Source organism: Pseudomonas sp. CM27, assembly GCF_013179515.1.
GTDB lineage: Bacteria > Pseudomonadota > Gammaproteobacteria > Pseudomonadales > Pseudomonadaceae > Aquipseudomonas.
Genome location: NZ_JABMCN010000231.1, coordinates 1 through 9,896 on the forward strand (window position 1 = coordinate 1; position 9,896 = coordinate 9,896).

General features: G+C 64.5%; 9 protein-coding genes. 4 read left to right on the forward strand and 5 right to left on the reverse strand.

What is annotated here, in order from left to right; all coding sequences use genetic code 11:
- Positions 1-178, forward strand: a 178-nt coding sequence (locus HP547_RS23280; RefSeq protein ID WP_372242917.1) for a VOC family protein, incomplete at its 5' end; no start/stop codon positions are given.
- The gene (locus HP547_RS23285; RefSeq protein WP_172224762.1) at positions 178-798 is read left to right on the forward strand and encodes a TetR/AcrR family transcriptional regulator; all 621 of its coding nucleotides are present in this window, start codon (positions 178-180) and stop codon (positions 796-798) included. The genes HP547_RS23280 and HP547_RS23285, both read left to right, overlap by 1 nt.
- Positions 799-929: 131 nt before the next feature.
- Here HP547_RS23285 and preA read toward each other — a convergent pair whose 3' ends face one another.
- The 3 genes from preA to hydA form a co-directional block, all read right to left on the reverse strand.
- Complete coding sequence (preA, locus tag HP547_RS23290) at positions 930-2,204, reverse strand: NAD-dependent dihydropyrimidine dehydrogenase subunit PreA (protein ID WP_172224759.1); 1,275 nt, start codon at positions 2,202-2,204, stop codon at positions 930-932.
- Entirely contained in the window at positions 2,205-3,572 is a 1,368-nt protein-coding gene (locus HP547_RS23295) for an NAD(P)-dependent oxidoreductase (RefSeq protein WP_172224756.1), read from the reverse strand.
- A 177-nt stretch (positions 3,573-3,749) separates the two neighbouring features.
- Positions 3,750-5,189 (reverse strand): dihydropyrimidinase, encoded by a 1,440-nt coding sequence (gene hydA / locus HP547_RS23300; RefSeq protein WP_172287624.1) that lies wholly within the window; start codon positions 5,187-5,189, stop codon positions 3,750-3,752.
- Between the two features lie 342 nt (positions 5,190-5,531).
- Here hydA and HP547_RS23305 point away from each other — a divergent pair, with 342 nt between their 5' ends.
- On the forward strand, positions 5,532-7,022 hold the full coding sequence (locus tag HP547_RS23305; protein ID WP_172224750.1) for an NCS1 family nucleobase:cation symporter-1: 1,491 nt from the start codon (positions 5,532-5,534) through the stop codon (positions 7,020-7,022).
- A gap of 135 nt (positions 7,023-7,157) precedes the next feature.
- Positions 7,158-8,441 (forward strand): allantoate amidohydrolase, encoded by a 1,284-nt coding sequence (locus tag HP547_RS23310; RefSeq protein WP_172287627.1) that lies wholly within the window; start codon positions 7,158-7,160, stop codon positions 8,439-8,441.
- 83 nt (positions 8,442-8,524) lie between these two features.
- On the opposite strand, the gene HP547_RS23315 is transcribed toward HP547_RS23310, so the two are convergent.
- Positions 8,525-9,502, reverse strand: coding sequence for a ribonuclease Z (locus tag HP547_RS23315; protein ID WP_172224745.1), 978 nt, complete (start codon positions 9,500-9,502; stop codon positions 8,525-8,527).
- 16 nt (positions 9,503-9,518) lie between these two features.
- Positions 9,519-9,896 (reverse strand): NUDIX hydrolase (locus HP547_RS23320; protein ID WP_172287630.1); only part of this gene is annotated, 378 nt, incomplete at its 5' end.

The window sequence follows — 9,896 nt, forward strand, 5'->3', positions numbered from 1 at the left end:
AAGGCCGGGTGGGCCGTTGATCATCCTCTACGCCGACGATCTCGAGGCCACGCAGAAACGCGTCGAGGCCGCAGGTGCGAAGATCAGCCGCGCGGCCTTTGCCTTCCCCGGTGGCCGGCGTTTCCACTTCATCGACCCGGACGGTTATGAACTGGCGGTGTGGACGGCTCAAGCCTGATGGCCAACCACAAGATCGAAATCCGCCGGCGCAATGTCGAGAAGATTCTGCAAGCCGCGGAAAAGGTGTTCGCCGACAAGGGCTACGGCGCTACTTCGATGGGTGATATCGCCGAGCAGGCCGAGTTGCCGCGCTCCAACCTGCATTACTATTTCAGCACCAAGGACGAGCTGTTCCGCGCGGTGCTGCAAGACCTGCTGGATGTGTGGAAGCAGGATGCATTGTGTTTCGAGAATTTCGACGACCCGCGCGTAGTGCTGACCAGTTACATCCGGGCCAAGATGGGCCATTCGCGCTCACGGCCGCTGGGCTCGAAGATCTGGGCCGAAGAGATGCTGCACGGCGCGCCGGTCCTGGGGGTGAACCTTGATGAGAGCCTGGTGCCCTGGGCGAAGCTGAAGGAAGCCAAGATCCGCCGCTGGGTGGAGGAGGGCCGCATTCTGCCGGTTGAGCCGTCAGCGTTGCTGTACATGATCTGGGCGGCTACCCAGCATTACGCTGACTTTGGCTACCAAGTGACGCTGCTCAATGGTGGCGAGGCGCTGTCGGACATGGCGTTCGAGAGTGCGATGCAGACGGTGACCAGTGTGATTTTGCGGGGGATCGGTTTGGAACCCTGAGGCTCCGATTGGGGTCGCGTTGCGGCTCATCGCCGGCAGGCCAGCTCCCACAGGGATCGCACCTGTCAGCCCTGCTGCGATCCCTGTGGGAGCTGGCTTGCCGGCGATGAGGCCATTCAAGGCAAAGACGCTTAACTGGCCTCGCGATAGGGGTTGCGCGGGTCCTGGGTCCAGTTCAGGTACGGCTTGCCGGTATCCTGCGCCACCATCTCGATGCAGCTCTCCACCGGGCAGGTGATCTGGCACAGGTTGCAGCCCACGCATTCCTCCTCGATCACGCTATAGGCGTGGGTACCGTCCGCCTTGAGGGTACTGGCAATCGCCTGGTGCGAAGTATCTTCACAGGCAATGTGGCAGCGCCCGCAACCGATGCAGGCCTCCTGGTCGATATGCGCCACGGACTTGTAGTTGATGTCCAGGTACTTCCAGTCCGTGGTATGCCCCACTGCCTGACCGCGGAACGCCTCGATATTCGGGTGCCCATGCTGGTCCATCCAACGTGCCAGGCCGTCCTTCATGTCTTCGACAATGCGAAAACCGTGCAGCATCGCCGCTGTGCATACCTGTACGGCGCCACTGCCCAGGGCCATGAACTCGGCGGCATCACGCCAGTTGCCGATGCCGCCAATGCCGCAAATCGGCAAACCGCGGGTTTCCGGGTCGCGAGCGATTTCTGCCACCATGTTCAGCGCAATCGGTTTTACCGCCGAACCGCAATAACCGCCGTGGGTGCTCTGGTCGCCGACGATGGGGTGGGCCACCATGCGGTCCAGGTCGACGCTGGTAATCGAGTTGATGGTGTTGATCAACGACACCGCATCGGCCCCGCCACGGTGAGCGGCACGGGCCGACTGGCGGATATCGGTGATGTTCGGCGTGAGCTTGACGATCACCGGCAGCGAGCAATACGTCTTGCACCAGCGGGTGACCATTTCCACGTACTCCGGCACCTGGCCTACCGCTGCGCCCATCCCGCGCTCCGGCATGCCGTGGGGGCAGCCGAAGTTCAGCTCGATGCCATCGGCCCCGGTGGCTTCCACCAGTGGCAGGATGAACTTCCACGATTGCTCTTCGCACGGCACCATCAGTGACACGATCAGCGCACGGTCAGGCCAGTCCTTCTTCACCTGGGTGATTTCACGCAGGTTGATTTCCAGCGAGCGGTCGGTAATCAGCTCGATATTGTTGATGCCCTGCACCTGGCGGTTGGCGCCATAGTGCGCCGAGTAGCGCGAGGACACGTTGACCGCCGCCGGGTCTTCGCCCAGGGTCTTCCAGACCACACCGCCCCAGCCCGCCTCGAACGCGCGGACCACATTGTAGGCCTTGTCGGTGGGCGGTGCGGAGGCCAGCCAGAACGGGTTGGGCGCCTTGATGCCGGCGAATACGATAGACAAGTCGGCCATTTATGCAGCCTCCACGTTGAGCATGAGTTGGGCATGCATGGCTTCGGCGGCCAGCTTGCCGTGTTGCACGGCCTGCACGGTAAGGTCCTGGCCCAGGGCGGTGCAGTCGCCCCCGGCATACACACCCGGCAGGCTGGTCTGCATCCCTTCATCAACGCGAATACGCTCCCCCTCGCGGGCCAGTTGCGCGGCTACCGGGTCGGCGAGGCTGGCATCGTCAAAGCGTTGGCCGATGGCCTTGAAGATGGCATCGGCGGCCAGCTCGAAGGTTTCGCCAGTGTCGCGCAGGCGGCCATCGGCAAGCGCCGTGCGGGCAAAGCGCATGCCGCGCACCTTGCCGCTGTCGTCCAGCAGCACGGCGTCGGGGCGGGCCCAGGTGTGCAGGCGCACCTGGTTGGCCTTGGCGATGTCCTGCTCGTGGCCCGTGGCGCCCATGTCGGCGATACCGCGCCGGTACACCAGGTTGACGTCGCGGGCACCCAGGCGGCTCATCTGCACGGCCATGTCGATCGCTGTATTGCCGGCGCCGATCACCAGGCAGCGGTCGGCCAGCGGCAGCTGGCTGAGGTCATCGGCCTGGCGCAGTTCGCGGATGTAGTCGGTCGCGGCAAGCAGGCCGGGGGCTTCTTCATCTGGCAGGCCCAATTGGCGTACGGCATTCAAGCCCAGGCCGAGGAACACCGCGTCATACTGATCGCGCAGTTCGCCAAGGCTCAGGTTGCCCCCCAGACGCTGGCCATGGCGGATCTCGATACCGCCAATCCCCAGCAGGAATTCCACTTCACGCTGAGCGTAGTCATCCACCAGCTTATAGCGGGCGATGCCGTACTCGTTCAGGCCACCGGCCTTGTCGCAGGCCTCGAACACCACCACCTCATGCCCGTGCATGGCCAGGCGATGGGCGCAGGACAGCCCGGCAGGGCCGGCACCGACCACGGCGATGCGCTTGCCGGTGGCCGGCGAGCGCTGGAATGGGTGTTCGCTGAACTGGGCGTTGTCCAGCGCGTAGCGCTGCAACTGGCCGATCAGCACCGGTGCGCATTCCTGGGCGTTATTGCGCACGCAGGCTTGCTCGCAGAGGATTTCGGTGGGGCAGACGCGGGCGCAGCTGCCGCCGAGGATGTTGGCGGAGAGGATGCGTTCGGCGGCGCCTTGCAGGTTTTCGTCGCTGATGCGGTGGATGAACGACGGGATGTCGATGTCGCTGGGGCACGCGTTGACGCAAGGGGCGTCGTAGCAGTACAGGCAGCGTGCGCTTTCGACGGCGGCCTGGCGGGCGGTCAGGGGTGGGGCCAGGTCGCTGAAGCGCTCGGCCAGCTGGTCGGCGCCGGCCCGGGGGCGCGGCAAGTGGTTCAGGGCGTCGATCACGGTTGGAGCCTCTCTTTCTTATAGTTGGCTTGGAATGGGGGCGCTTTGCGCCCCAATCGCCGGCAAGCCGGCTCCCACAGGTACTCCACCGACCGTCAAAGCCGCGCGGTCGAGGTGGGAGCTGGCTTGCCGTGGCGACGAACCGCGGCGATGGGCTGCGCAGCAGCCCCGGGCGCCTTAACGCTGCACAGGCGTCGGCCGCTGTTGCTCGGCCCTGCGCCCCAGTACCTCATACACCGACGGGTACGCCGGCCGCTGCACATACCGCCCCGCGCCCGGCTCGGCGCGCAGGTCGCCATCGGCCCAGAGCACCTTGCCCTGGCTGATGGTGTGGCTGGGGACCCCGCGCACGGTGCGGCCTTCGAAGATGTTGAAGTCCACCCGCTGATGGTGGGTCTGGGCCGAGATGGTGCGCGTGCCCTGCGGGTCCCACAGCACCAGGTCGGCATCGGCGCCAACGCGAATGGCGCCTTTGCGCGGGAACAGGTTGAAGATTTTTGCCGTATTGGTGGAGGTCAGCGCGACGAATTCATGCATCGACAGGCGCCCGCTGTTGACGCCCGCGTCCCACAGCACCGCCATGCGGTCTTCGATGCCGGCGGTGCCGTTGGGGATGCGGCTGAAGTCGTCACGGCCCATGGCCTTCTGCTCGGCGCAGAAGCAGCAGTGGTCGGTGGCGGTGGTGTGCAGGTTGCCCGATTGCAGCCCGCGCCACAGCGCCTCCTGGTGCTCGCGTGGGCGGAACGGCGGGCTCATCACGTAACCGGCGGCGGTGGCCCAGTCCGGGTCGCGGTAGACGCTGTCATCCAGCAGCAGGTGGCCGGGCAGCACCTCGCCGTACACCGGCTGGCCCTTGGCCCGGGCATAGGTGATTTCGTCCAGCGCTTCACGGCTGGAAATGTGCACCACATACAGTGGCGTGCCAATGGTTTCGGCAATGCGGATGGCGCGGCTGGCCGCTTCGCCTTCCACCTGCGAGGGGCGTGACAGGGGGTGTGCCTCGGGACCGGTCAGGCCTTGGGCCAGCAGTTTTTTCTGCAGGTGATACACCAGCTCGCCGTTCTCGGCATGCACGGTGGGCACCGCGCCCAGCTGCAGGCAGCGCTCGAAGCTGGCCACCAGGGTGTCGTCGGCGGCCATGATCGCGTTCTTGTAGGCCATGAAGTGCTTGAAGCTGTTCACCCCATGCTGGGCCACCAGCTCGCCCATTTCTTCGGCCACCTGCTCGCTCCACCAGGTGATGGCGACGTGGAAGCCGTAATCGCATGCGCTTTTCTGCGCCCAGCCACGCCAGGTGTGGAAGGCCTCCAGCAGTGACTGCTGCGGGTTGGGGATGACGAAGTCGATGATCGACGTGGTGCCACCGGCCAGGCCAGCAGCGGTGCCACTGAAAAAGTCCTCGCTGGCGACGGTGCCCATGAAGGGTAACTGCATGTGGGTGTGCGGGTCGATGCCGCCGGGCATCAGGTACTGCCCGCTGCCGTCGAGTATCTCGCAGTCGGTGGGCGCTTCCAGGTTTTGACCAATGGCGCGGATCAGGCCATCGGTACACAGCACATCGGCGGAGTAGCTTTCTTCGTGGGTAACCACGGTGGCGCCACGGATCAACAGGGACATGCCGTTTTCCTCGCAGGCTGACCGGTCTCTTGGCCGGTTCTTGGAATTTTCCGGGTGCAGGGCAAGCAGGGCGGTTAATCCTGTCAGTCCTGACAAGATTCGAGGCTAGATGCTGATTCTGGATTCAGCAAGAAAATTTTCATACTAATTTTGTGGTTTTTAAGTTATTGAAAATAAAGAAGTAAATTTAAATAACGCGCCTAGCCCGGGGCTTTCAGGAATTTTGACTAACTTGACAAGATGGGAATTTGGTCGAAATTTTCAAGCACATTCAGCGTGTGTACTCCGGCCATCGAATCCGCCCGATGAGCAAACAACTACAAGAAATCTGGAGAAGGGCCCATGCAACAGAGCAGATCGCAAGTGGTCGAGCAGAATGGCCTGTTCGAGCTGTCCGAGGGCAGTGATGTCCTCGACAGCCCGCGCTACAACCACGACATCGCACCGACCAAGGTGCATCAGCGCACCTGGAACAAATGGCACATCACCGCGCTGTGGGTGGGCATGTCCATTTGCGTGCCCACCTACACCCTGGGTGGTGTGCTCACGGCCTATTTCGGCCTCAGTGTCGGCGAGGCCCTGCTGGCGATTCTGCTGGCCAACGTCATCGTGCTGGTCCCGCTTACACTCAATGCCTTTCCCGGCACCAAGTACGGCATCCCGTTCCCGGTGCTGCTGCGCTCGTCGTTCGGCATCCTCGGCTCCAACGTGCCATGCCTGATCCGTGCGGTGGTCGCGTGCGGCTGGTTCGGCATTCAGACGATGTTCGGCGGGCTGGCCATCCACCTGTTTCTCGGCTCGGTGTTCGAGGGCTGGAGGGCCTTGGGCGGGACCGGCGAGGTGATTGGCTTCATGATTTTCTGGTGCCTGAACCTGTGGGTGGTGTTGCGCGGCGCCGAGTCGATCAAGTGGCTCGAAACGCTGTCGGCACCGTTGCTGGTAGCGGTGGGCGTCGGCTTGCTGTTCTGGGCCGTGCCGCACATGTCGATGACCGAACTGCTGGCGCAGCCGCCCAAGCGCCCGGAAGGGGCCAGCGTGGTCAGTTATTTCTGCGCCGGGCTTACCGCCATGGTCGGCTTCTGGGCCACATTGTCGTTGAACATCCCCGACTTCAGCCGCTACGCTCGCAGCCAGAAGGACCAGATTCTCGGGCAGATCTTCGGCCTGCCACTGACCATGTTTCTGTTTGCCTCGCTGGGCGTGGTGCTCACCGCCGCCTCGGCGTCACTGGTGGGCGAAACGGTGTCCGACCCGGTCAGCCTGATCGGCAAGATCCACAGCCCGTTCTGGGTGGCCCTGGCGATGGCGTTGATCGTGATCGCCACGCTGTCGACCAATACCGCGGCGAACATCGTGTCGCCGACCAACGACTTCCAGAACATCGCCCCCCGCCTGATCGGGCGCAGCCGCGCCGTGTGGCTGACCGGCTTCATCGGCCTGGCGCTGATGGGCCATGAGCTGCTGAAAAAGCTGGGCCTGATCGTGTCCGACCTGAGCCTGGAAAGCGTGTACTCCAACTGGTTGCTGGGCTACTCCAGCCTGCTCGGGCCGATTGCCGGGATCATGGTGGTGGACTACTTCCTGATCCGCCGGCAGAAGCTGGACCTGGCCGGGCTGTACCGCGACGACGTGTACCCGGCGTGGAACTGGGCAGGCTTCGCGGCATTCGGGGTGCCCGTGGCGCTTACCGTGATGGCCATCGGCAACAGCAGTTTCAGCTGGTTCTACGACTACGGCTGGTTCACCGGCTCGTTGCTGGGCGGGGCGTTGTATTACGTGTTTGCCAGCTGGGCGGCGCGCAGCCCGGCACGGCTGGCCAAGCCTTTACCCTGAGACCACGCTGGCCCCATCGCCAGCAAGCCAGCTCCCACCTACTGCGCCGCACTCGAACCTGTGGTGATCCTGTGGGAGCTGGCTTGCCGGCGATAGGGCCGGTACAGACAACAAAAAAGCCTGAAGGAGAAACCTGTGACCCCAGTCCAAGACATCCTCAAGACCACCGTCCACCACATCGACAGCGACCGCCTGTGGCAATCGCTGATGGACCTGGCCCGCCTCGGTGCCACCGCCAAGGGCGGCGTCTGCCGCCTGGCCCTGACCGACCTCGACCGCCAGGCCCGCGACCTGTTTGTACAATGGTGCAAAGCGGCTGGATGCACGGTCAGCGTCGACGCCGTCGGCAACATCTTCGCCCGCCGCTCGGGTCGCAACCCCAAGCTGCCCCCGGTGATGACCGGCAGCCATATCGACACCCAGCCTACCGGCGGCAAGTTCGACGGCTGCTTCGGCGTGATGGCCGGGTTGGAGGTGATTCGCACCCTCAACGACCTGGGCCTGGAAACCGAGGCACCGCTGGAAGTGGTGGTATGGACCAACGAAGAAGGTTCGCGCTTCGCCCCCTGCATGATGGGTTCAGGGGTATTCGCCGGCAAGTTCACCCTGGAGGAAACCCTGGCCAAGCGCGATGCTCAGGGCGTCAGCGTCGGCGAAGCGTTGAACGCCATCGGCTACGCCGGTTCGCGTGCCGTGCTGGGCCATCCGGTGGGGGCCTATTTTGAAGCGCATATCGAGCAGGGGCCGATCCTCGAAGACCAGGCCAAGACCATCGGCGTGGTCCTCGGCGCCCTGGGCCAGAAGTGGTTCGACCTGACCCTGCGCGGCGTCGAAGCCCATGCCGGCCCTACGCCCATGCATCTGCGCAAGGATGCCCTGGTCGGTGCAGCCGCCGTCGTCGAAGCCGTCAACCGTACCGCACACGCCCATCAGCCGCATGCCTGTGGCACGGTGGGCTGCCTGCAGGCCTACCCGGGCTCGCGTAACGTGATCCCCGGTGAAGTGCGCATGACCCTGGACTTCCGGCATCTTGAGGGCGAGCAGCTGAATGCGATGATTGCCGAGGTGCGCGGGGTAATCGAGGCGACTTGTGCCAAACATGGCCTTGGCTACGAGCTGGTACCCACAGCCGACTTCCCGGCGCTGTACTTCGACAAAGGCTGCGTCGATGCCGTGCGCGATTCGGCGCAGGCGCTGGGCTTGCCACACATGGACATTGTCAGTGGGGCGGGGCATGACGCGATCTTCCTGGCCGAGCTGGGGCCGGCGGGGATGATTTTTGTGCCGTGCGAGAATGGCATCAGCCACAACGAGATCGAGAACGCCACGCCTGACGACCTGGCGGCGGGTTGTGCGGTGTTGCTGCGGGCGATGCTGGCGGCTTCGGAGGCGATTGCCAGGGGGAGATTGGCGGCGTAGGCAGGGATGTCGCCTGGGCGCTCTCATAGGGATCGCATCAGGGCTGACAGGCGCTGAATATTTTGTGGCAAGCACCTGTCAGCCTAAACCCGTTCCCCATGGCACCCAACCGGTTCCAGGCTCCCATCGCGCCCAATGCGGAAGCGCTGCAGGTCCTGCGCCAATATCAATTTCCCGCTGTACTGCGCAAGCGCTTCATCGCGCACGTTGTCGATGTTCGGCGTGCGCCGTGGGTCGCCCTGGTAGCGGGCGCTGAAGTGCGTCAGCACCAGGTTGCGCACGCCGACAGTCTCGGCAAAGCGTGCCACTGCAGCAGCAGTGCTGTGGCCGAAGGTGACGCCGGTGCGCTCCACCACCGCCTGGGTGAACGTCGCTTCATGCACCAGCACATCCGCACCGTTGGCGGCGTCCGCCAGCAGTTCCGGGTTGTCGTTGTCTCCGCACACGATCACCCGCCGCGCCGGGCGGGACGCGCGCAAGTAGTCGCTGCCGTGCAGCAACTGCCCGTCATGCTGCACCGCCAGCCCCTTGGCCAGATCGCCCCATAGCGGGCCGCGCGGTATGCCCTCGGCCGCCAGCCGCTGGACGTCCAGCCGCGGCTCGGGGTTGAGTTCGGTGAACACGAAGCCGACGCTCGGCACCCGGTGCGACAACTGCACGGTGGTCACCTGCACGGCTTCGCTGCGCCACTGGACCAGCTCTTCCACTGCCAGCAGCCGCAGTTCGAACGGTAGAAAAGTGTCGCTGGCCACCAGGCCCTGGCGCACCCAGTCGTGCAGCGCGGCGGGCAAGATCAGCTCCAGCGGCTGGGTACGGCCGCTCATGCCGGCGCTCGCCAGCAAACCGGGTAGGCCGAAGCAGTGGTCGCCGTGCACATGGGTGATGAAGATCGCCCGCAAGTCGCGGATCGACAGCGGCGTGTGCAGCAGCCGATGCTGCGTGCCTTCGCCGCAGTCGACCAGGTACCAGTGGCTGCCGCTGGTTTCGATCAGCGCCGTGGCGCTGACATTCCTTGCCTTGGTGGGGACCCCGGCGGAGGTGCCCAGGAACAGCAGATCCATGGTCTGGCTCCTTGTTTCAGGCCAGCAGCGACAAGTCGCGCAGCAACGCCTGCAGCCCCTCTGGTACCAGCGGGCCGATGCGGTCGAAATCGGCGCTGTCACACCAGCGGGCGCGGAACGGGCTGCCGTTGGACTCGTGGCCATTCAGCCAGGCTTGCTGGTACAGGCTGGCGTCGTCGAAGCGCGCATCGTACACCTGCACGATCTCATGCCCCGGCGTGCCGGCATAGGTGAACAGGCTCTCCAGGGTGCCTAGCAGGCGCACATCACTGATTGGCTGGTCCAGTTCTTCGCGGATTTCGCGAGCGATGGCGTCACGACCCGGTTCACCGAATTCGATACCGCCACCCAGCGGGCGGCACAGCGTCTGGCCACTGGCCGGGTCATCGAAGAC

Coding starts and splice junctions, on each gene's coding strand:
- HP547_RS23285 (WP_172224762.1), top strand. CDS start 178: ATGGCCAACCACAAGATCGAAATCCGCCGGCGCAATGTCGAGAAGATT.
- preA (WP_172224759.1), bottom strand. CDS start 2,204: ATGGCCGACTTGTCTATCGTATTCGCCGGCATCAAGGCGCCCAACCCG.
- hydA (WP_172287624.1), bottom strand. CDS start 5,189: ATGTCCCTGTTGATCCGTGGCGCCACCGTGGTTACCCACGAAGAAAGC.
- HP547_RS23305 (WP_172224750.1), top strand. CDS start 5,532: ATGCAACAGAGCAGATCGCAAGTGGTCGAGCAGAATGGCCTGTTCGAG.
- HP547_RS23315 (WP_172224745.1), bottom strand. CDS start 9,502: ATGGATCTGCTGTTCCTGGGCACCTCCGCCGGGGTCCCCACCAAGGCA.